Source organism: Paraburkholderia sp. 31.1, assembly GCF_014397645.1.
Classification (GTDB): Bacteria; Pseudomonadota; Gammaproteobacteria; order Burkholderiales; family Burkholderiaceae; genus Paraburkholderia; species Paraburkholderia tuberum.
This window is the reverse complement of record NZ_VZQN01000014.1, coordinates 73,503-94,510: the sequence shown is the minus strand read 5'-3', so window position 1 is coordinate 94,510 and position 21,008 is coordinate 73,503. Positions and strand designations below refer to the sequence as shown.

The window sequence follows — 21,008 nt, the reverse complement described above, 5'->3', positions numbered from 1 at the left end:
GGGCCGACGCCGTTCAGGCATGGCCTTCAGGCTGGGTGGCCGCCGTCGCGATCTGTGCGAGTTCGCCGCGCAGCTTGTCAGAGAGCGGCTTATCCTTCAGAATCTTCTCGAACTCACGGCGGAACGTGCCGTTATCGAGCAGATTCGATTTCAGGTCACGCAGCAGATTGCGCACCGCCAGCAGCGCCTGCATCTCCGGGATCTGACGTGCCACCTGTTCCGGCTCGAAGTCTTTCAGCGAGCGAAACGAGAGGTTCACCGGCAGTTCCGAGCCGTCGCCAGCCAGGGTGTTTTCCGCAGCGACCTTGAGGTCCGGCGCGTAGTCAGCGAGAACAGAATCAAAATTATTCTTGTTGATGTCCGTTTTCTTGCGCTCGGCGAGCGGCGCCTGTTCCTTGCCTGCGCTGAAGTCACCGGCGACGAGCAGCTTCAACGGCAGCTCGACCTTCTTCTGGGCACCGCCCGTATGCAAATCTAACGTGATCGAAACCCGACTTTTCGGAATTTCGCGCTGGAAGCTGTCCATTTGTATTCCTTATTGAACGACGTTCAGGATCCCCGCAGAACTCGCCCGGTGCGATGCGGTGACCTCTTTCGATCGGGCGCACACGCATACGCGTGTTTCGCTCGCGAAGGACTCCTTGTGGTACCCCATAGCGCGGCCTCCATTCATGCGATCATTATTGCCACGCGCTATTAAACAGGTTTACCCGCGCCGAGTCAAAGTATGTCGGCGTTGTGAAATTGATACGGATTGTAAAGACATCGCGAATCATTGTTAATTATCATCAATTCAATGAGTATTCAGACTCGCCACATATGAATAATTTGATAAATGCGGTATGCGAATGGGTGGCAGTTTTCACAAAACCCTTGCTGGCATTGGCTCACAAGGGTATGACAATCTCTGACAATCTTTCACTCATGGAGGCGGTAGGATGGCAACATGTCCCTATCCATGCATCGGGAATACTGCCTGCGCTGGAATGGACAATATCTCAAAAATAGTCATCCTCTATTTCATGTAGTTCGCACGCTTAACTACTCGCGACTGTATACGGATCACGAGTCACGCGTATAGAATCGCCATTCACCATAATCCAAGATAACGGCACAACCACACCCATGCGGATCGATAAACCGCTCTTTCACGAAGGGCTGATCCTGACGCAACAGCACTTCCAGCAGCTGGGCCGAAACGTCGACTTCACGTTGAACCAGATCGCTGCCGCCTGCGTCGCCGAGCCGTGGGGCACGCAGGGCATCGATATCGACGAGGAAGTGCTTGCAGCTGGGCGTCTGAAGCTCACCCGACTGAAGCTGCGTTTTCCGGACGGCACACTGATCGACTCCACGGTGACCGATGCGTTGCCGCCTGCACGTGATCTGACGCAGGGACTGCCGGCCGATGTGCAGAGCGTGGTCGTGCTGGCCGCCCTGCCGCTGTTCAATGTCACGGGCAGCAACTGCCGGTTCGACGAAGCGACGCTGGCGCGGCCGCGGCGCTCATACCGGGAGTTCGTCAAGGTCATCGACCTCAACGGTACCGGCGAGGCCGAGATTGCCGCCGAACGCCATGCGGTGCGACTGCTGTTCGACTTCGAGTCGCATGCCGACGACACGGTGTGTGCGATTGCCCGGTTGACGCGTACCACGAGCGGGCAATTTCAGGTCGACCACCGATACGTGCCACCGTGCCTGACGCTTGGCAGTCATGCGCTGCACGTCGAACGGATCAATCGTCTTGCCGACATCCTGCAGGCGAAGAGCACGGCACTGGGTTCGCGCAGAAGCGAACGCATCGAGCAGGTTGCCGAATACGGCGTGGCCGACGTGCAGCTGTTCTGGTTGCTCCACTGCATCCATACGGTCTGGCCGCAACTGCGGTTCTTCTCGACGCATCCGGGCCAGCCTCCGGAGCGGCTGTACTCGACGCTTGCCCAGCTCGCGAGCGTCCTCATGACGTTCTCGACCGGCTCGCAGCTCGGCGACATTCCGGCGTATGACCACGTACGTGCCGATGAAGTATTCGCCAGGCTCGAGACGCAGATCCGGGACCTGCTCGACGCGATCATTCCGTCGCGTGTGGTGTCGATCGGGCTCACGCACAGGAATCCGACGACGTGGGCGGGCCAGTTCCTCGACGAGCGCATCGTAGCGAGTTCCGCAGACTGGTACCTGTCGGTCCACGCCGCGTCGCCTGCATTCGAACTCGTCGAGCAGTTCCCGAAGCTCTGCAAGATCGGTGCGCCGGACGACATCGAGCACATCGTCAATTCGGCGCTCCCAGGCATTCCGCTGAAGGCCGCGCAGCGTGTGCCGGCCGCCATCCCGGTGCGGCTGGACAACCAGTACTTCGCGCTCGACGCGAGCGATCCCGCGCACGCGCGGATGCTGGCCGCCCGCGCCTGCCAGATCTACCTGCCGACGTCGGTTCCCGACGCGTCGCTTGAACTTTACGCGGTGTTGCGCTCATGAGCACGTTGACTCCTGCCCGCGGCGAGACCGCCCTGATGGGTAGATTCGCCTCAGCGAACCGTACTTCCGCCAGTGGTATCCGGGACCTGCTGCGCGACACCGCCCTGCTCGTGACGCGATTGTCCGAGGGTGGCCACGCGGAAGACCCTGCTACCCTGCGTCAACGTTGCAAGCAGCTGATGGCGGGTTTCTCAACCGCGCTCGATCAGCGCGGTTTTGCGGCGGACGTCCGCGAAGACGCAGAGGTTGCCCAATGCGGGCTGCTCGACGAGGCCGTACTGCGCAACCTGAGTGCGGAGAACAAGCCGGTCTGGGATGCGCAGCCGTTGCAGGTCGAGCGGTTTGGCAAGCATGACGCGGGCGAACGCGTGTTCGAACGGCTCGAGCAGCGGATGCGTGAAGCGTCGCCGCACATTGCGCTGCTCGAATGCTACGCGGCGGTCCTCGGGATGGGGTTCATGGGCCGCTACGCCCGTGAAGGCGAAGCGAAGCGTTCCGTGCTGATCGCCTCACTCAATACGCAACTCGAAAAACTGCGCCCCGAAGGAAGTCCCCTTGGGGGGCGCCCCGAAGGAAGTCCCCTTGGGGGGCGCCCCGAAGGAAGTCCCCTTGGGGGGCGCCCGGTCGCTGCCCGCCCTTTCTTTGCCGATCGTACCGGCAGGCGCTTCTCGGACTGGTTCTACCGCCTCTCGCCCTGGGCGATTGCCGGCCTCGCGTGCGTGGCGGCCGCGGTGATCTGGCTGATATGGGCACAGGTGCTCGATGCGCAGATTGCGCACCTCGTACCAGCTGTACCGACGGCGCCGCGGCCGTGAAGTCCGATCTGCACGAACCGTCCGGGCCGGCGCTCGGGGACACGAGCCGCACACTGAACCCCGGGTCGGGTCAGATGCGGGGCCAGGCGCAGAGCCGCACGCTGGAGGGCCTGGGTTACCCGTTCCGCGCCATCGTGACACTGATGGCCGCGCTCGCGCTCGCCGTTATCTGGCTGGTGTTGCCTGTCCCCCAGGGCGGCTTCCTTCGACCGACGGAAGTCCCTGTGGGACCGGGCGCCGGACAGGGTCTCGCATGGACGCTCACTGTCCCCATCGTCCTGTCCTGGCTGGTACTGATCTGGCTGCGCACCCGTCAGCTCTCACGCGTGCGCGAACAGAACGTACACGTACTGACTGCACTCGGCGCCGCTACGTCGAATATCCCGGTCAACCTGCGCACCCGCATGCCGCTCGTGCTCGTGACCGGCGACGCCCTGGGGAACCTGTTCGACCGGATTGCCGGAGAGCGGCGTCTCGCACACGTTGGCGACGGCGCAATATGGCTACGGGCCGACCGGCTGCAGGATCTGCCCCGCCTTGCGGTGGCCGTGAAGCAGTGGCGCGATGGGCGCGCACCCGATGGTGTCGTGCTGTCGGTTGCGCCGGCATTGCACGCGGGTGACGACGTCCTGACGCAGAATCTGCGCGTCGTGCGGCAGTCCGTCGCTGACGCCTCGCGCATGCTCGGCGTGCGCCTGCCAGGCTTTGTTGCCGTCTACCAGCGGCTCACCAATGCGCCGGCCACACTCGCGATGCCACAGTGGTATGGCGTGTCATCGGCTACGCGCCTGGCTGACGCAAGCCGTTTTGAAGCCGTGGTCCAGGCGGCCGAAACTGAAGTTGAGCGGGCCGGAGGCGACCGTGCCGTGGCGGCACGCGCGGCAAGCCTGGCTTCGATCGTCGGCTGGACCCAGCGCGTCGTGATCGGCGTGCTAAGCGACCGCCGGCAGCCGGCCACGCCGTGGGCACTGTTCGGCGCGGGCTGGATCGATTGCGGGCCGGCGAGCGGTCCGGGCAGGCCCTGGGAGCGCGACGTCGAAATGCAGACCCGGGTCGTGCCGCCTGCACTGCCGGCGTCCCCGCTGCCGTGGCCGCTGCCCCAGCCGTTGATCGAGGCCATGCCGCGGCGGTTGTGGATGTCGCCGCGCCTGGCGGCTCTCGCCCACGCCGTTGCTCTGGTTGCCTGCGCGATCGCGGTGGCGTTTTGGGGCGCCGCCAGGAACAATCAGGCGCTGATCACCCGTATCGGCGCGGATCTCGGAAGATATTCGATGATTCCTGCTGCACACGACGCCGCGAAGCGCGATGCGCTGCAGGCTCTCGTGGCCAATCGCGACCAGCTCGACCGCTATTCACGCACAGGGGTGCCGCTCGGACTTTCCTTCGGCATGTACCGCGGTGCGCAGTTGATGCCGGCGCTCAACCAGGCGATCGCAACCTACCAGCCGCCGCCGCCTCCACCTGCGGTGGTCACGCTTGACAGCATGTCGCTGTTCGACAGCGGCCGCGCGCAACTGAAGCCCGGCTCGACGCGCGCGATGGTCGGCGCGCTTGAAATGATCAGGTCGCATCCGGACAAACGGATTCTCGTGGCCGGTTATACCGACAACGTTGGCAGTCCGGACAGCAACCTGACGCTGTCGGTCGCACGCGCGGGCGCGGTGCGCGACTGGCTCATCGAGGTGTCGGGCATTGCCGCCACGCAGTTCGCGATCCAGGGCTACGGCGATACGCGGCCGATCGCGAGCAACGATACGCAGGAGGGGCGAGCCAGGAACCGGCGCGTCGAAATCACGCTGGTGCCGGACGCCCCAAAAGAAATCCCGTTGGAGGATTCGACCAGATAGCAGGACCTTTTTTAGCCTTCGAAGCGAACGCTTCGGGTTTCAGAGGCTCGGGGCTGGCTCCGGGCGATTGTCGTAGTACCAGAAAAGGGAGTGAAAGATGGCAATTCCGGCTTACATGTGGGTCAAGGACGACGGTGGTGCGGACATCAAGGGTTCAGTGACAGTCCAGGGTCGCGAAGGCAGCGTCGAGCTCGTCGCGTTCGACCATGGCGTGAACATCCCGACCGACGGCAACACGGGCAAGCTGACCGGTACGCGCGTGCACAAGCCGATCAAGCTGACCAAGGAAACCGATGCGTCGACGCCGTACCTGTACAAGGCGGTGACGAGCGGTCAGACGCTGAAGTCGGTCGAGATCAAGTGGTACAAGATCGACGACGCGGGCAAGGAGAAAGAGTACTTCAACACCAGGCTCGACAATGTGAAGATCGTGGCCGTCAACCCGAAGATGCTCGATATCAAGAATCCGGACTACGAGAAGCACAACCACATCGAAGAGGTCGAGTTGCGCTACGAGACGATCACGTGGTCGTACAAGGACGGCAACATCATCCACAAGGATACCTGGAACGAGCGTTCCTGATCCTGGCCACAAGCCATGTTGTGCCGGAACCGGTACTGCACCCCGCAGCCGGTTCCTTTTTTGCCAGCCCCGGTACGTGGGCTGGCACTTTTTTGATACGGGTAGAGCGGCGTTTCTGCCCCGTTCCGTGATACGGCATTGATATGACACTGCGCGACTCTACCCACCTGCTTCGCCGGCTCAACCCGCACTGCGCGAGAGCGCTCGAGGCGGCTGCGAGCCTCTGCCAGACGCGCCTCGCGGACGAGATCACCGTCGAGCACTGGCTGCTCAAGCTCATCGAGGCAGACGACGGCGACATTCCTGCGATCCTGTGCCACTACGGAATCGACATCAATGCCGTCTGGGACGCGCTGATCGCGGCGATCGATCATCTGCCCCGCAACCTGCGCGGCAAACCCGCCCTTTCCCTGCAGCTGGGGACCGTGCTGCAGGATGCCTGGAGCTGGGCATCATCGCAGGAGGCTGACCAGCCCATCCGTTCCGGTCATCTGTTGCAGGCGATTGTTGACGCGCCGCACGTGCTGCGTGCGCAAAACGCGTGGCCGCTGCTGTCGGTCAGTAGCGCGCAGATCCAGCGCCTGATCCCGCGACTCGGCCACCAGTCCTGCGAAAACCAGCCCGACGAAGCAGAACGGGCGGCGCCAACGACAGCGTCAGCATCCGGAGTCGACGCAAGCCAACCGCCGTCGGCCACGAGTGCGCCCACGAAACATGCGCCGCCGCGCTCGACCGACGGCGAGGCACTTGCCCGGTTCGCCATCGACCTGACCGACAAGGCCCGTCGCGGCGAGATTGACCCCGTGTTCGGGCGCGAACGCGAAATCCAGCAGATGGTCGACGTGCTCGCGCGGCGACGCAAGAACAATCCGATCCTCGTCGGCGAGCCGGGTGTTGGCAAGACCGCGCTGGTCGAAGGCCTCGCGCTACGCGTCGCTGAAGGCAGCGTGCCCAATGTGATCCGCGACGTACGTATTCTGACGCTCGACCTGGGCCTGCTGCAGGCAGGCGCCGGTGTGAAGGGCGAATTCGAGCGGCGCCTGAAGAACGTGATCGATGAGGTGCAGGCTTCGCCCGTGCCAATCCTGCTCTTCATCGACGAAGCCCACACGCTGATCGGCGCGGGCAACGCGGCCGGCGGCGCCGACGCGGCGAACCTGCTGAAACCCGCGCTCGCGCGTGGTGAACTGCGCACGATCGCGGCCACCACCTGGTCGGAATACAAGGAATATTTTGAGCGCGACGCGGCACTCGAGCGGCGCTTCCAGATCATCAAGGTCGACGAGCCCGATGACGAAGCAGCGTGTCTGATGCTGCGGGGGCTCGCGAGCCGCTACGCGAAACACCATAACGTGCATATCCGCGACGAAGCGCTCGTCGCGGCCGTGAAACTCTCGCGCCGCTATATCCCGGCCCGGCAGTTGCCCGACAAGGCGGTCGACCTGATCGACACGGCCGCGGCGCGCGTGCGCATGGGGCTGGAATCGCCGCCGTCCGAGCTGCAGCGTGCCCGCGCAGCAGTCGCCGCGATCGAAATTGAACGCTCGACGCTCGACGCGGACGAACGGGCCGGCGCTAGCAATGTCACTGCGGACGTCACGCCGCGACGTGATGCGCTCATTGCTGCTCTTGCTGATGCGAACAGTGAACTGATGGCTTTGCAGGCGCGCTACGAGCATGAGTTGGGGCTTGTCCAGGCGTTGCATGTACAGCGGGACACGAAAGATTCAAAACCGGATGCCGGAGCGCTTGCGAGCGCGAAGCGGACACTGGCCGATGCACAGGGCAGGACAGCGCTGGTTTTTGCGGACGTTGATGCGCAGGCGATCGCACGCGTAGTCGCTGAGTGGACCGGCGTGCCGGTCGGCGAACTTGTCGAGGACGAACTCAGGAGCCTGCTGACGATCGAGGACAGTCTCGCGAAGCGGGTCGTCGCACAGGACGATGCGCTGGCCGCGCTCGCGGAGAGCCTGCGCACCGCCAAGGCGGGGCTGAAGAGCGAGCGCACGCCGCTCGGCGTGTTCCTGCTGGCTGGTCCCTCGGGTGTCGGCAAGACCGAGACTGCGCTTGCGCTTGCCGATGTGCTATTCGGCGGTGAGGCGGCGCTCACGACCATCAACATGTCGGAGTACCAGGAAGCACACACGGTGTCGCAACTGAAAGGCTCGCCACCTGGCTACGTCGGCTATGGCCGCGGCGGCATCCTGACCGAAGCGGTGCGGCAACGCCCGTACAGCGTCGTGCTGCTCGATGAGATCGAGAAGGCTCATCGCGATGTGCTCGACATCTTTTATCAGGTGTTCGATCGCGGCATGATGCGCGACGGCGAAGGCCGCGAAATCGACTTCCGCAACTGCGTGATCCTGATGACCTCCAACCTCGGCAGCGCGCAGATCGACGAGGCGACAGCGGAGAACCCGGCCATCTCGCAGGCCGAACTGCTCGAGGCGATCCATCCCCAGCTCGTTGCGCACTTCCAGCCCGCGCTGCTCGCGCGCTTCCAGACGCTGGCGTATCGCCCTCTGGACGCAGGTGCGCTCGCTTCGATCGTGCGGCTCAAGCTCGCGAAAATCGCCGACCGTCTGCGCAGGCAGCACGACGTCGCATTGACCGCCGATGACGCCCTGACCGATTCACTCGCGCAGCGTTGCCTCGCGCGTGAATCGGGTGCGCGCAACGTCGATGCGCTCCTCAACCAGCGGATCCTGCCCGCCTTGTCGCGCGAACTGCTCACGCGGATGGCGAACGGCGCGGCGCCGGCGGAAATCCGGCTGTCGAGTTCGCCTGAAGGGAGTCTCACGATCGACTTTGTTGAGCACGATGATGTGCCGGCAGCCGGGGCGAACGCACCAGCAGTGGAGCAAACGGGCGAACGTGTGCCGGCCGACGCCGGCATCTAGGAGAGCGCACGATGCCAGCAGGCCCGTCCCTTTACGACATGCTGCTCGGCCAGATCGGCGGGGAGCCGCTCGATGCCTACGACGACAGAACGCTCGAAATCATGAGCGTGCAGCAGAATGTGCGGCGCATCCTCAACACGCGCGCGGGCGCGCTCAAGCACCTGCCCGATTATGGCCTGCCGGACCTCACGAACATCTACAAGGCACTGCCCGCTTCGTCCCACCTGCTCAGGCAGCAGATGGAGGCAACGCTTTTGAAGTACGAACCCCGGATTCGCGCAATCGACGTCGAGATCATCGACAATCAGGACCCCGGCGTGCTCGTGAGCTTCGAGATGACGTGCCACATGAAGAAGGCCGGCCTGGTGCGGTTCGGCACGTACTTCGAGCCACCGGGCCGGATGCGACTTGAGCGGAAGACTGAAGCAAAGTAGCCCTTCGATGAGTGAAGAACCCGATAGCCAGAAACCTTTGCGTTGCGCAAAAAAAGTTCGTCGCGGATTTTTGCTGCAAGTCGAATGCGCTTTTCTCCGGGCGTAGCCCAAGCCCTCCTAGTTCTCGCCTGCTTCGATGCAGGCTTTGTTGCGCGTCCCCGAAGGGGCTCCCGCCCCTGCTTTCGCATACTGAAACGTCAGTCCGATATTCCGCATTGTGAGAGACGCATAACACTCTCTATTTTTCACTGACGCTTTTTATTTCCAGGATCAAGAACACGACTCGATACCCGTCCCCGAAATTTACTTGACATCTAAACTATCAAAACCTAAATTAATCTCACCGCAGAGTTCATTTTGGGGAACCAGCATGCGCATAGTCTGTATCGGCGGCGGTCCGGCCGGTTTGTACTTCGGTCTGTTGATGAAACAACGCAACCCCGGCCATGAAGTCATGGTAATCGAGCGCAACCGCCCCTACGACACCTTCGGCTGGGGCGTCGTGTTCTCCGACCAGACGCTCGGCAATCTGCGCGCCGCCGACGCCCCGAGCGCCGAGGCGATTCTCGACGCGTTCAATCACTGGGACGACATCGAGATTCACTTTCGCGGCCGCAGCGTGCGCTCATCGGGCCACGGTTTTTGCGGCATCGGTCGCAAACGTCTGCTGAATATCCTGCAAGCGCGCTGCGAAGAACTCGGCGTGAAGCTCGTATTCGAAACCCAGGTCGTGGACGACAGCGCGTACGACGCGGACCTGATCATCGCAAGCGACGGCCTGAACAGCCTCGTGCGCCAGAAATACGCGGACACCTACCAGCCGGACATCGACGTGCGCGACTGCCGCTTCGTGTGGCTCGGTACGAAGAAGCTGTTCGAGGCGTTCACGTTCGCGTTCGAGCAAACCGAATTCGGCTGGTTCCAGGCGCACGCCTACCGCTTCGACGATCAAACCTCGACGTTCATCGTGGAAACACCGGAACGCGTTTGGCGCGCCGCCGGTCTCGACGAAATGAGCAAGGAAGACAGCATCGCGTTCTGCGAGAAGCTGTTCGCGAAGTACCTCGACGGCAACGCGCTGATGTCGAACGCGGCGCATCTGCGCGGCTCGTCGCAATGGATCCGTTTTCCGCGCGTCGTCAACAAGGAATGGGTGCATTGGCGCAGCAACGCGAACGGCACACGAACGCCGATCGTGCTGATGGGCGACGCCGCGCACACCGCGCACTTCTCGATCGGCTCGGGCACCAAGCTCGCGCTCGAAGACGCGATCGAACTCGCGAACAGCATCAGCGCGCACCCGGGTTCGCACCTGGACGATCTGGCCGCCGCATTGAAGCACTACACCGAAGTACGCAGCGTCGACGTGCTGCGCATCCAGAACGCCGCGCGCAATTCGACCGAATGGTTCGAGCACGTCGATCGTTATACGTCGTTCGAGCCGGAACAGTTCGCGTATTCGTTGCTCACGCGCTCGCAGCGCATCTCGCACGAGAACCTGCGCGAGCGCGATGCGCAGTATCTGTCCGGTTTCGAGGACTGGCTCGCGAAGCGCGCGGGTGTGGAGCGCGCCGCTGACAGGCATTCGATTCCGCCGATGTTCACCCCCTTGAAGGTGCGCGGCGTCACGCTGAAAAATCGCGTGATGGTGTCGCCGATGGCGCAGTACTCGGCGGTAAACGGCGTGGCCGGCGACTATCACCTGATGCATCTCGGCGCGCGCGCGATGGGCGGCGCCGCGCTCGTGATGACCGAGATGACCTGCGTGTCGCCCGAAGCGCGCATCACGCCCGGATGCCCGGGCATGTACGCGCCCGAGCATCTGGTCGCGTGGAAACGCATCGTCGATCTGGTCCATCTGCAATCGGATGCGAAGATCGGCATCCAGCTCGGCCACTCGGGCGCGAAAGGTTCGACGCGCGTCGCGTGGGAAGGCATCGATCAGCCGCTCGACGAAGGCAACTGGCCACTCGTTTCGGCGTCGCCGCAGCAGTATCTGCGCGGTATCAGCCAGCACTCGCGCGAAGCCACACACGAGGAGCTGCGCGCCATCGAGCAGCAGTTCGTCGAGGCGACGCGCATGTCGATCGAAGCGGGTTTCGACTGGCTCGAACTGCACTGCGCGCATGGCTATTTCCTGTCGAGCTTCCTGTCGCCGCTCACGAATCACCGTACCGACACATACGGCGGTCCGCTCGACAACCGTCTGCGTTATCCGCTGCAGGTATTCAGCGCGATCCGCGCGGTGTGGCCGCAAGACAAGCCGATCTCGGTGCGGATTTCGGCGCACGACTGGGTCGATGGCGGCAACACGCCCGACGACGCCGTGAAGATCGCGCAAGCGTTCAAGGCGGCCGGCGCGGACATGATCGACGTGTCGTCGGGCCAGGTCAGCAAGGAAGAAAAGCCCGTGTTTGGCCGCATGTTCCAGACGCCGTTCGCCGATCGCGTGCGCAACGAAGCCGGCATCGCGACGATCGCGGTCGGCGCGATTTCGGAAGCCGACCACGTGAACAGCATCATCGCGGCGGGTCGCGCCGATCTGTGCGCGATCGCGCGTCCGCATCTCGCGAATCCGTCGTGGACGTTGAACGAAGCGGCAAAGATCGGCTATCTCGACGTCGCGTGGCCGAAACCCTATACCGCCGCGAAAATGCAGCTCGAACGCAACCTCGAACGCGAGCGTGCGCAGGCCATCGCCAATGCCGGCCTCACGGCGCAACAACGCGCGCAACGCGCCGAAGGAACCGTGTGAACACCTCAGACACTCCTCTCGCCGGACAACACGCGGTCGTCACCGGCGGCGGCAGCGGCATCGGCGCGGCCATCGCGCAGGCGCTGCTGCGCGCCGGCGCGCGCGTCACGCTGATGGGCCGCAACGCGCAACGCCTCGACACGCAGCGCGAGCAATGCGCGGCGCTCGGCGACGTCGCGTGTATCAGCGTGGACGTCACGCAAGAAGATTCGGTGGCGCGCGCATTCGAGCAGGCGGGCGCCGTCGATATCCTCGTGAACAACGCGGGCCAGGCGCAGGCCGCGCCGTTCACGCACACCGATATCGCGCTGTGGCAACGCATGCTCGACGTGAATCTGACTGGCGTGTTTCTCGGCACGCGCGCCGTCCTGCCCGGCATGCTCGAGCGTGGCTATGGCCGCATCGTCAACGTCGCGAGCACCGCGGGGCAGATCGGTTATGCGTACGTCGCCGCGTATTGCGCCGCGAAGCACGGCGTGATCGGTCTCACGCGCTCGCTCGCGCTCGAAACCGCGACGCGCGGCATCACGGTCAATGCGGTGTGCCCCGGCTACACCGAAACCGAGCTGCTGCATGCCTCGCTCGAACAGATCACGAGCAAGACCTCGCGCACCGAAGCACAGGCGCGCGAAACGCTGCTGCGCTCGAATCCGCAGCGCCGCTTCGTGAATCCGGAGCAGGTCGCGAACGCGGTGTTGTGGCTGTGCCGCCCCGGCTCGGATGCGATCACGGGGCAATCCATTTCCATTTCGGGTGGAGAAGTGATGTGAGCAAATCAACGCATGCAAAAAAGTCGGCGGCGGCATCGGATGCGAAGCTGTCGCGCAAAGGCGTGGCTCAACCCGCGGAGAACGTCGTGGACCTCGAAATGAGCACCGGTGCGGACAGCCACATGGGCCTGCGTTTGTGGCTGCGCATGCTGACCACCACCAACCTCGTCCAGGCCGAATTGCGCAAACGTCTGCGCACCGAATTCGACACCACGCTGCCGCGATTCGATCTGATGGCGCAGCTCGAACGACATCCCGATGGCCTGAAGATGACCGAGCTATCGCGCCGTTTGATGGTGACGGGCGGCAACGTCACTGGCATCACCGATCAGCTCGAAAAAGAAGGGCTCGTCACGCGCGGCACCGATCCAAACGACCGCCGCTCGATCAGCGTGTGCCTGACGCCCGCTGGCCGCAAGGCGTTCGACAAAATGGCCGTCGCGCACGAGCAATGGGTCGTCGAACTGTTCGGCGGCCTGAGCCTCGACGAAAAGATGAAGACGCATCAGGACCTCGGCAAGCTCAAGCAGCATCTGCTCGACAGCCTGAGAGGCTGACTTCGCACTGGAGGAATACATGACACGATCCAACGCCGATGCACTGTTGTCCGGCAACCGCCTGACCCTGGCGGGCTACGAGGCGAAGCATGTCGGCTGGTCGGTGAGCGACAAGGTCGCGACGATCACGCTGAACCGTCCCGAGCGCAAGAACCCGCTGACCTTCGAATCGTATGCGGAGCTGCGCAACCTGTTCCGCGATCTCGCGTACGCGACCGACGTGAAAGCCGTCGTGCTGCACGGCGCGGGCGAAAACTTCTGCTCGGGCGGCGACGTGCACGACATCATCGCGCCGCTGATCGATCTGCCGATGCCCGAGTTGTTGCTGTTCACGCGCATGACCGGCGACCTCGTCAAGGCAATGCGCCATTGCCCGCAGCCGATCATCGCAGCCGTCGACGGCGTCTGCGCGGGTGCCGGCGCGATCCTCGCGATGGCTTCCGATCTGCGCCTCGGCACCGCGCGCAGCAAGCTCGCGTTCCTGTTTACGCGCGTCGGCCTCGCCGGCTGCGACATGGGCGCGTGCGCGATGCTGCCGCGCATCATCGGCCAGGGACGCGCCGCCGAACTGCTGTTCACCGGCCGCTCGGCAAGCGGCGACGAAGCTCACGCCTGGGGCTTCTACAACCGCCTGTGCGACCCGGCCGCGCTCATCGAAGAAACACAGAAGCTCGCCGCCGATCTCGCGGCCGGCCCGAGCTTCGCGCACGGCATGACGAAGAAGATGCTGCACCAGGAATGGAGTATGAGCATCGACGAAGCGATCGAATCCGAAGCGCAGGCGCAGGCGATCTGCATGGGCACGCGCGATTTCGAGCGCGCATACAACGCGTTCGCGGCGAAGACGCGTCCGGTGTTCGAAGGAGACTGAGTTGAGCGCCGATCATCAGAACACCCCGATCGATTTGCACAGCCCGCTCGCGTGGCCGTTTTTCGAGCCGCGTCATCGTGAACTCGCGGCAGGCATCGACGCATGGTGCCACGCGCATCTCACGCATGACGAGCATGGCGACACCGATGCGACCTGCCGTGTGCTGGTGCGCGAACTCGGCCATGCCGGCTGGCTGAAATACGGCGTCGGCGGCGTCGCCTATGGCGGCCACGGCGACACGATCGATACGCGCGCCGTATGCCTGCTGCGCGAAACGCTCGCGCGCTATTCGGGCCTCGCCGATTTCGCACTGGCGATGCAAGGCCTCGGCTCGGGCGCGATCTCGCTCGCGGGCACGCATGAGCAGAAATCGCGTTATCTGCCGCGCGTCGCGAGCGGCACGGCGATCGCCGCGTTCGCGCTGTCGGAGCCGCAAGCGGGCTCGGACGTCGCCGCGATGGCGCTCGCGGCTCGCGAAGAGGGTGAGCACTACGTGCTCGACGGCGAAAAGACGTGGATTTCGAACGGCGGCATCGCGGACTTTTACGTGGTGTTCGCGCGCACCGGCGAAGCGCCGGGCGCGCGCGGCATCAGCGCGTTCATCGTGGATGCGCAGACACCGGGCCTCGACATCGCCGAGCGCATCGACGTAATCGCGCCGCATCCGCTCGCGCGCCTGCGCTTCACGAACGCGCGCGTGCCGAAGAGCCAGATGCTAGGTGCGCCAGGCGAAGGTTTCAAGATCGCCATGCGCACGCTCGATATTTTCCGCACGTCGGTGGCGGCCGCATCGCTTGGCTTTGCCCGTCATGCGATGGCCGAGGGCCTAGCGCGCGCGGCGTCGCGCAAGATGTTCGGCCAGACGCTCGGCGACTTCCAGTTGACCCAGGCGAAGCTCGCGCAGATGGCGTTGACGATCGACAGCAGCGCGCTGCTTGTCTATCGCGCCGCGTGGCTGCGCGACCAGGGCGAAAGCATCACGCGCGAAGCCGCGATGGCGAAGTGGCACGCGAGCGAAGGCGCGCAGCAGGTGATCGACGCGGCAGTGCAGCTTTACGGCGGCATGGGTGTGCAAAGCGGCAGCGCGGTCGAGATGCTGTACCGCGAGATCCGCGCGCTGCGCATCTACGAAGGCGCGACCGAGGTGCAGCAGCTGATCGTCGGCCGCGATCTGTTGAAGGCGCATGCCGCCGCGAACGGGAATGCGCGATGAGCACTTCGTTCGAGCGGCCCATACGCATCCGCTTTTCGCACTGCGATCCCGCGGGCATCGTGTTCTTTCCGCAGTACCTCGTGATGACCAACGTGCTCGTCGAAGACTGGTTCAACGAGGGCTTGCGCATCGACTACGCGCACATGATCGCGCGGCGCCGCATCGGCCTGCCGATCGTCAAGCTCGACTGCGAGTTCTCGCGGCCGAGCCAGATGGGCGAAACGATCCTGCTCACGCTCAAGGTCCGAACCATCGGCCGCAGTTCGATCGGCATCGAGATTCACGGCCATTGCAACGGCGAGACGCGTTTCCGCTCTAAACAGGTGCTCGTGTTCATATCGTTCGACAGCGGCGAATCCATCGATATTCCCGGCGACGTCGCGAGCGCGCTCGCGACGTACGCTCCATCGGCCCCCTCCATCGAGGCGCATCGCTCATGAAACAGGCTCTCCTTCCCGCCGGCTGGGTCAAGCCGCGCGGTTATGCAAACGGCGTCGCTGCGAGCGGCACGCAGGTGTTCATCGCCGGCCAGATCGGCTGGGACGAACAGGCGCAATTCCAGTCCGATGACTTCGCGCAGCAGTCCGAGCAGGCGCTGAAGAATCTGCTCGCCGTGCTGCGCGAAGCGGGCGGCAAGCCCGAACACCTCGTGCGCCTCACGTGGTACGTGACCGACAAGCGCGAGTATCTCGCATCGCTGAAAGACATCGGCCGGGCGTTTCGCGAGCTGATCGGCGACTACGACATCGCGATGAGCGCGGTGCAGGTCGTCGCACTGATGGAAGACCGCGCGAAGGTCGAGATCGAAGCCACCGCGGTGATTCCGCATTGAACGTCGTACAGGTACCGAACGCACAGGCAAGCCCTTCACACCGAACGAAGCGCATTTTCCGGCTCAACGCCTCGGGAGACCATGATGGAACCGTCAGTACACGTCGATACTTTCGCGCGCGACAATCTTCCGCCGCAGGATCAATGGCCCGTCTTGCTGCTCGACAATCCGGACGTCGCCTATCCGCCGAGGCTGAACTGCGCGACCGAACTGCTGGAGCGGACCATCGAGGCGGGGCATCGCGACCGGCCGGCGATCTGGTCCGACGTGGACGGCAAGCCGCAAGCCACCACGTACGGCGAACTGCTCGCGCTGGTCAACCGCAGCGCGCATGTGCTCGTCGATGAAATGGGCTTGCGCCCCGGCAACCGCGTGCTGCTGCGCGGACCGAACACATTGCAGATGGCCGTCGCCACACTCGCGGCGCTGAAGGCCGGGCTCGTCGTCGTGCCGACCATGCCGCTGCTGCGCGCGAAGGAGCTCAAGCAGATCATCGAGAAGGCGCAGGTCAGCGCCGCGCTTTGCGACGCGCGCCTGAGCGCGGAACTCGAGCGCTGCACGAATCCGCGGGACGAGTTCTACTGCGCGGTGCTGAAACAGACCCGCCGCTTTCACGACGACTCCGCCGATTCGCTCGACACGCTCGCCGTCAACAAGCCCGAATACTTCACCGCCACCGACACCGCCGCGGACGACATCTGCCTGATCGCGTTCACGAGCGGCACGACAGGTGCGCCGAAAGGCTGCATGCATTTCCATCGCGACATGATCGCGATGTGCGACCTGTTCCCGCGTCATGTGCTGAAGCCTTGCGCGAACGACATCTTCTGCGGCACACCGCCGCTCGCGTTCACGTTCGGGCTCGGCGGGCTGCTGTGCTTTCCGCTGCGCGTCGGTGCCTCGACGGTGTTGGTCGAAAAGCTCACGCCGCAGACCTTGCTCGAGGTGGTCGAACGATTTCATGCGACCGTGATGTTCACCGCGCCGACGTTCTATCGGCAGATGGCGCCGCTCGTCGCGCAACATGACCTTTCGTCGCTGCAGAAGACCGTGTCGGCCGGCGAGGCGCTGCCCGATTCGACGCGGCGCCTGTGGCGCGAGGCGACCGGCATCGACATGATCGACGGTATCGGCGGCACCGAGCTGATCCACATCTTCGTTTCGTCCCAAGGCGCGGAGATCCGGCCGAACGCGATCGGCCGCGCGGTGCCGGGCTACGTCGTGCAAGCCGTCGACGACGACATGCAACCCGTGCCGCCCGGCACGATCGGCAAACTCGCGGTGCGCGGCCCCACCGGCTGCCGCTATCTGGCCGACGAACGGCAGTCGCGCTTCGTGCGCGACGGCTGGAACCTGCCGGGCGATTCGGTCTATCTCGACGCGGACGGCTACGTGTTCTACCAGGCGCGCGCCGACGACATGATCGTGTCGGCCGGCTACAACATCTCCGGTCCTGAGGTGGAAAGCGTGCTGATGCAGCACGAGGCGGTGGCCGAATGCGGCGTGATCGGCGTGCCCGACGAAACGCGTGGGCAAATCGTGCGAGCCTTCGTCGTGGTGAACCCGGGCTACACCGCCGACGATAAACTGGTCGCGCAGCTGCAGGATTTCGTTAAGAATAACGTCGCGCCGTATAAATATCCCCGCGTCATCACGTTCGTCGGCGCGCTGCCGCGCACCGAAACCGGCAAGCTCAAACGTTTCGAGTTGCGCATGATGACGTAACCCCTATCTTTCGTGAGACTGGAGGCAGACTGCATGGCCGGCTCTTTCATCGAAGTCGTCGCCCACGATGGCGGCCGTTTCAACGCATACGTCGCGCGGCCCGCGCAGGGCTCGGGCCCAGGGCTCGTGCTGCTGCAGGAAATCTTCGGCGTCAACGACACGATGAAAGCGAGCGCCGATCGCTACGCCGAAGAAGGCTACGTCGTGCTCGTGCCCGATCTGTTCTGGCGCATCAAGCCGAGCATTGCGCTTGGCTACGGCGACGCCGACATGAAAGAGGCGCTCGGCTATCTGGGGCAGTTCGACGCCGATGTCGCGGTCAAGGACATCGCCGCCACCGTCGCCGCGTTACGCGAACTGCCCGAGCAGGCCGGCAAGGTGGGCGTGGTCGGCTACTGCCTCGGCGGCAAGCTCGCGTTTCTGAGCGCGGCGCGCACCGACGTCGATTGCGCGGTCAGCTATTACGGCGTGGGCCTCGAAGCGCATCTCGACGAAGTATCGGCAATCAACTGCCCGATGGTGTTCCACTTCCCTGAAAACGACGCGCACTGCCCACCCGAAACGCGCGAGCGCATCAGCGCCGCGCTGCGCACGCGAGCGCAAATCGAGCAATACGTGTACCCCGGCTGCGATCACGCGTTCGCCGCGCCGCAGCGCAAACAGTACGACAAGCCCGCCGCGATGATGGCGTACTCGCGCACGCTCGCGCTGCTGCGCAAGGTGCTCGGTCCGGTCTACGATCTGAACGCGCTGTGGGAAGCGCACTGCTATCACGAGTTCGCGACACGCGACGTCGACGCGGTGATGCCGACGATGGTCGCCGAGCCCTACGTCAATCACGTGCCGACGATGACGGGCGGCGTCGGGCATGACAACCTGAAGCGCTTTTACACGCATCACTTCGTCAACTCGAATCCGCCCGACACGAAGCTGATTCCGATTTCGCGCACGATCGGCTCGGATCGCGTCGTCGATGAATTCATTTTCAGCTGCACGCATAGCTGCGAAATCGACTGGTTGCTGCCGGGCGTCGCGCCGACCGGCAAGTACTTCGAGGTGCCGATGCTCGCCGTGGTGTGCTTCCGCGGTGACAAGCTTTATAACGAGCATATCTATTGGGATCAGGCTTCGGTGCTCGTGCAGGTGGGGCTGCTCGATCCGGAGGGCTTGCCGGTGGCGGGGATTGAAAGTGCGAGGAAGTTGCTCGATGAGACGTTGCCGTCGAATGGGTTGATGGGGGGTAAGTCGAAGGTTTAAGGAAGTGGTGCTGCCGTCGCTGTGCATCATCCGAATGACTCGCGCCGGCAGCGCGTATTAATGGCGGCGTGCAAGACCGAAAAACTCATCATCCAATCGACGAAAATCTGGCGATCATGCGGTCATAGAATGACGGCGGCAGCTTTATAAACGACGCGTCGTCGCCGCCGCGGGAAAATGAAACGCCTTCGTCGTCCACCCAAATCAATTCAGGAACCGGTGTGCTGAAGGTTCTGCGCACTAGCAGTTTGCCTGACGCGGCGTCGTAGACCTGACCGAGATAAGCCGGGTCGTTGCCGCCTCTCCATTGGAGCAGGCACCGCTCTGCAGTGTAGCGGCCGTTTTTTGACGTGCTTTTGATGCATTCGCTCGCATTCCTGTGATCGGTGTGGGTCGCGACGAGAAGCACGGCAAACGCGACTGTGAGCACTACAGCGCCCCATCCGATCGATCGCCCCGGTTTCATAAATACACCTTGATCGGTGGGTCGATTCGAACAAGCTTTCGATCCGAATAGATCACGAAGTCACCTCCTCGCTGATGTCTTATTGCCCACTCTCTAAAGTCCTTATTGTGAACCGGGTAGTACACGTTGCCCCTGACCTTCGGGTTCCCCAGTGCAACGGGATAGGAAAAATACAATCGCGGTTCGTTCAGATATGACATCGCGCCGTTGTACGCCAGAACGATCACCCCGTTTTTGCTCCAATGGCCAAGATATTGCGACGCCTCGCCAGGCTTGTCGGTGAAGTCGTAGCTATCCTTAATATAAACGTAGATACCTGAGATTTCTGCAACCCTGGTATTGCCTTCCCTGTAAAATTCGGCGTACCCCACGGCAGCGTATATGCCGAATGATCCCAACGCGCCGGTCAGATCGTCCGGGACGCCGTTGTTGTGGAAATCTGCGTAGAGGAGCTCTCCGATCTTCTGAGATAGCGAGCTTCCGACCTTTACATACTGAAACTGAAATTGCCGGTGAAGCTTCGAGAGATTCTCTCCGCACTCGGTCCTCGCATCAAGACATGGTCTTGCGGCATATGGCAGGAGAATCTCCTTAAGAGCTTGTCTTGCGCGTGACGTGCGGATCTGCGTCGTTATCAACTCGTCGTATTGATCTTTGGCTCGTCGATATTTCAATACCCAGTCGAGCTTGATCGTTGTGGTGTCGTACATATCTGGAGGATAGTGCTCCCCCTTCTGATTGATTTCGGCGGCAACGTCTTTGTCGGTAGGACCGTAGTTGAGTTCGCCGGCAAACCACCGCTCCATTAGCTTTGCCGACACTGGCATAAATTCCTTGCGCATAGCGCCGGGAATCTCCTGAATGTCGAACGGCGGGACTATCTGCTCTATCTTCTGTTTGGGACGCGGTACCAGTTGGAGTTCCTTCGGCGGCTCGCGCGTGTTCAGCCAAGACTTGAATCGCGAAAAGCCGCCGGACATCTTCTCGATGTCGTCGAGAAATTTGACCAACGGTTCTGGTGGGCGTGGCTTAGGGGTAGACCTGCTCGGTGTCAGTTTCGGTTCCGGTGGCTTTGGCAGGCATGGCGGCCCTTTATCCATCGAGAGCCGCGCTTCGCGGACAACGGTGCAACCTTCGGCACCTTCGTATCGCGTCCACCTCCATAGAAGCTTGTTCACCTTGAGATAGGGAATTTTGTCACCGTCGCTCATAACCTGATCGTCTTATTCAATTTCTTCGGGCCCGGATGCGCGGCACCCCGGGACGGAGTTATCTCTTGTTCCTTTGGATTTTTGACGGTCAAGTCAGTTGATCGCAATCAGAAAATGCCGAAAACGGCTCGGAACAGACCACCGAGCCGTCAAAGATATTTCATTCAGATAACCGTTGCCGATCAAGACGTCGAAGTCGACGTCTTCTTCACCACGAAAACAATCCCAGCGGGTTGACGGCGGCAAATACGAAATCCTCGGCGGTAATTGAAGCGGAACCGCGCGCGGCTTCGC

The 21,008-nt window shown here is 63.0% G+C and carries 18 protein-coding genes; 15 read left to right on the top strand and 3 right to left on the bottom strand.

Going from position 1 to position 21,008, the window contains the following annotated elements; genetic code table 11:
- Positions 1 to 13: 13 nt before the first annotated feature.
- Positions 14 to 526 carry a type VI secretion system contractile sheath small subunit gene (tssB, locus tag F6X37_RS13120; protein WP_090807869.1) on the bottom strand — a complete coding sequence of 171 codons (513 nt, stop codon included), beginning with the start codon at positions 524 to 526 and terminating at the stop codon, positions 14 to 16.
- 599 nt (positions 527 to 1,125) lie between these two features.
- On the opposite strand from tssB, the gene tssK reads away from it, so the two are divergent.
- The 15 genes from tssK (at position 1,126) to F6X37_RS13045 (ending at position 19,037) form a co-directional block, all read left to right on the top strand.
- Positions 1,126 to 2,478: a type VI secretion system baseplate subunit TssK gene (gene tssK, locus F6X37_RS13115; protein WP_187611607.1), complete on the top strand. Its 1,353-nt coding sequence runs from the start codon at positions 1,126 to 1,128 to the stop codon at positions 2,476 to 2,478.
- Positions 2,475 to 3,293, top strand: a complete 819-nt coding sequence (locus tag F6X37_RS13110) for a DotU family type IV/VI secretion system protein (RefSeq protein ID WP_187611606.1) — start codon at positions 2,475 to 2,477, stop codon at positions 3,291 to 3,293. Before tssK ends, F6X37_RS13110 begins: the two co-directional genes overlap by 4 nt.
- A 143-nt stretch (positions 3,294 to 3,436) precedes the next feature.
- Entirely contained in the window at positions 3,437 to 5,140 is a 1,704-nt protein-coding gene (locus F6X37_RS13105) for an OmpA family protein (RefSeq protein WP_410451307.1), read from the top strand.
- Between the two features lie 97 nt (positions 5,141 to 5,237).
- On the top strand, positions 5,238 to 5,723 hold the full coding sequence (locus tag F6X37_RS13100; protein ID WP_090807873.1) for an Hcp family type VI secretion system effector: 486 nt from the start codon (positions 5,238 to 5,240) through the stop codon (positions 5,721 to 5,723).
- Positions 5,724 to 5,866: 143 nt separating this feature from the next.
- Positions 5,867 to 8,623: a type VI secretion system ATPase TssH gene (gene tssH, locus F6X37_RS13095; protein ID WP_187611605.1), complete on the top strand. Its 2,757-nt coding sequence runs from the start codon at positions 5,867 to 5,869 to the stop codon at positions 8,621 to 8,623.
- Positions 8,624 to 8,634: 11 nt separating this feature from the next.
- Positions 8,635 to 9,057, top strand: a complete 423-nt coding sequence (gene tssE, locus F6X37_RS13090) for a type VI secretion system baseplate subunit TssE (protein WP_184057939.1) — start codon at positions 8,635 to 8,637, stop codon at positions 9,055 to 9,057.
- Positions 9,058 to 9,427: 370 nt separating this feature from the next.
- Positions 9,428 to 11,812: a bifunctional salicylyl-CoA 5-hydroxylase/oxidoreductase gene (locus F6X37_RS13085; RefSeq protein WP_187611604.1), complete on the top strand. Its 2,385-nt coding sequence runs from the start codon at positions 9,428 to 9,430 to the stop codon at positions 11,810 to 11,812.
- Complete coding sequence (locus F6X37_RS13080) at positions 11,809 to 12,582, top strand: SDR family NAD(P)-dependent oxidoreductase (RefSeq protein WP_090807882.1); 774 nt, start codon at positions 11,809 to 11,811, stop codon at positions 12,580 to 12,582. Before F6X37_RS13085 ends, F6X37_RS13080 begins: the two co-directional genes overlap by 4 nt.
- Positions 12,579 to 13,139: a MarR family winged helix-turn-helix transcriptional regulator gene (locus F6X37_RS13075; protein ID WP_187611603.1), complete on the top strand. Its 561-nt coding sequence runs from the start codon at positions 12,579 to 12,581 to the stop codon at positions 13,137 to 13,139. Before F6X37_RS13080 ends, F6X37_RS13075 begins: the two co-directional genes overlap by 4 nt.
- A 19-nt stretch (positions 13,140 to 13,158) precedes the next feature.
- Positions 13,159 to 14,010, top strand: coding sequence for an enoyl-CoA hydratase family protein (locus tag F6X37_RS13070; RefSeq protein ID WP_187611602.1), 852 nt, complete (start codon positions 13,159 to 13,161; stop codon positions 14,008 to 14,010).
- Between the two features lies 1 nt (position 14,011).
- Positions 14,012 to 15,223, top strand: coding sequence for an acyl-CoA dehydrogenase family protein (locus tag F6X37_RS13065; RefSeq protein ID WP_187611601.1), 1,212 nt, complete (start codon positions 14,012 to 14,014; stop codon positions 15,221 to 15,223).
- Positions 15,220 to 15,663: an acyl-CoA thioesterase gene (locus F6X37_RS13060; protein WP_187611600.1), complete on the top strand. Its 444-nt coding sequence runs from the start codon at positions 15,220 to 15,222 to the stop codon at positions 15,661 to 15,663. The genes F6X37_RS13065 and F6X37_RS13060 overlap by 4 nt, the downstream gene beginning before the upstream one ends.
- Positions 15,660 to 16,055 carry a RidA family protein gene (locus F6X37_RS13055; protein ID WP_018423881.1) on the top strand — a complete coding sequence of 132 codons (396 nt, stop codon included), beginning with the start codon at positions 15,660 to 15,662 and terminating at the stop codon, positions 16,053 to 16,055. Before F6X37_RS13060 ends, F6X37_RS13055 begins: the two co-directional genes overlap by 4 nt.
- A gap of 84 nt (positions 16,056 to 16,139) precedes the next feature.
- Entirely contained in the window at positions 16,140 to 17,780 is a 1,641-nt protein-coding gene (locus tag F6X37_RS13050) for an AMP-binding protein (protein ID WP_187611599.1), read from the top strand.
- Positions 17,781 to 17,813: 33 nt separating this feature from the next.
- The gene (locus tag F6X37_RS13045; protein WP_187611598.1) at positions 17,814 to 19,037 is read left to right on the top strand and encodes a dienelactone hydrolase family protein; all 1,224 of its coding nucleotides are present in this window, start codon (positions 17,814 to 17,816) and stop codon (positions 19,035 to 19,037) included.
- Positions 19,038 to 19,125: 88 nt separating this feature from the next.
- On the opposite strand, the gene F6X37_RS13040 is transcribed toward F6X37_RS13045, so the two are convergent.
- Positions 19,126 to 19,503, bottom strand: a complete 378-nt coding sequence (locus F6X37_RS13040; protein ID WP_184057926.1) for a hypothetical protein — start codon at positions 19,501 to 19,503, stop codon at positions 19,126 to 19,128.
- The gene (locus F6X37_RS13035; RefSeq protein ID WP_187611597.1) at positions 19,500 to 20,714 is read right to left on the bottom strand and encodes a DUF6402 family protein; all 1,215 of its coding nucleotides are present in this window, start codon (positions 20,712 to 20,714) and stop codon (positions 19,500 to 19,502) included. The genes F6X37_RS13040 and F6X37_RS13035 overlap by 4 nt, the downstream gene beginning before the upstream one ends.
- Positions 20,715 to 21,008: the final 294 nt, after the last annotated feature.

Bases quoted from the DNA above. Each gene is read 5' to 3' on its own strand.
- F6X37_RS13100 (WP_090807873.1), top strand. From the start codon at position 5,238: ATGGCAATTCCGGCTTACATGTGGGTCAAGGACGACGGTGGTGCGGAC.
- F6X37_RS13110 (WP_187611606.1), top strand. From the start codon at position 2,475: ATGAGCACGTTGACTCCTGCCCGCGGCGAGACCGCCCTGATGGGTAGA.
- F6X37_RS13055 (WP_018423881.1), top strand. From the start codon at position 15,660: ATGAAACAGGCTCTCCTTCCCGCCGGCTGGGTCAAGCCGCGCGGTTAT.
- F6X37_RS13060 (WP_187611600.1), top strand. From the start codon at position 15,220: ATGAGCACTTCGTTCGAGCGGCCCATACGCATCCGCTTTTCGCACTGC.
- F6X37_RS13040 (WP_184057926.1), bottom strand. From the start codon at position 19,503: ATGAAACCGGGGCGATCGATCGGATGGGGCGCTGTAGTGCTCACAGTC.
- F6X37_RS13035 (WP_187611597.1), bottom strand. From the start codon at position 20,714: ATGAGCGACGGTGACAAAATTCCCTATCTCAAGGTGAACAAGCTTCTA.
- F6X37_RS13045 (WP_187611598.1), top strand. From the start codon at position 17,814: ATGGCCGGCTCTTTCATCGAAGTCGTCGCCCACGATGGCGGCCGTTTC.
- tssB (WP_090807869.1), bottom strand. From the start codon at position 526: ATGGACAGCTTCCAGCGCGAAATTCCGAAAAGTCGGGTTTCGATCACG.
- F6X37_RS13105 (WP_410451307.1), top strand. From the start codon at position 3,437: ATGGCCGCGCTCGCGCTCGCCGTTATCTGGCTGGTGTTGCCTGTCCCC.
- tssH (WP_187611605.1), top strand. From the start codon at position 5,867: ATGACACTGCGCGACTCTACCCACCTGCTTCGCCGGCTCAACCCGCAC.
- F6X37_RS13050 (WP_187611599.1), top strand. From the start codon at position 16,140: ATGGAACCGTCAGTACACGTCGATACTTTCGCGCGCGACAATCTTCCG.
- F6X37_RS13085 (WP_187611604.1), top strand. From the start codon at position 9,428: ATGCGCATAGTCTGTATCGGCGGCGGTCCGGCCGGTTTGTACTTCGGT.
- F6X37_RS13070 (WP_187611602.1), top strand. From the start codon at position 13,159: ATGACACGATCCAACGCCGATGCACTGTTGTCCGGCAACCGCCTGACC.
- tssK (WP_187611607.1), top strand. From the start codon at position 1,126: ATGCGGATCGATAAACCGCTCTTTCACGAAGGGCTGATCCTGACGCAA.
- tssE (WP_184057939.1), top strand. From the start codon at position 8,635: ATGCCAGCAGGCCCGTCCCTTTACGACATGCTGCTCGGCCAGATCGGC.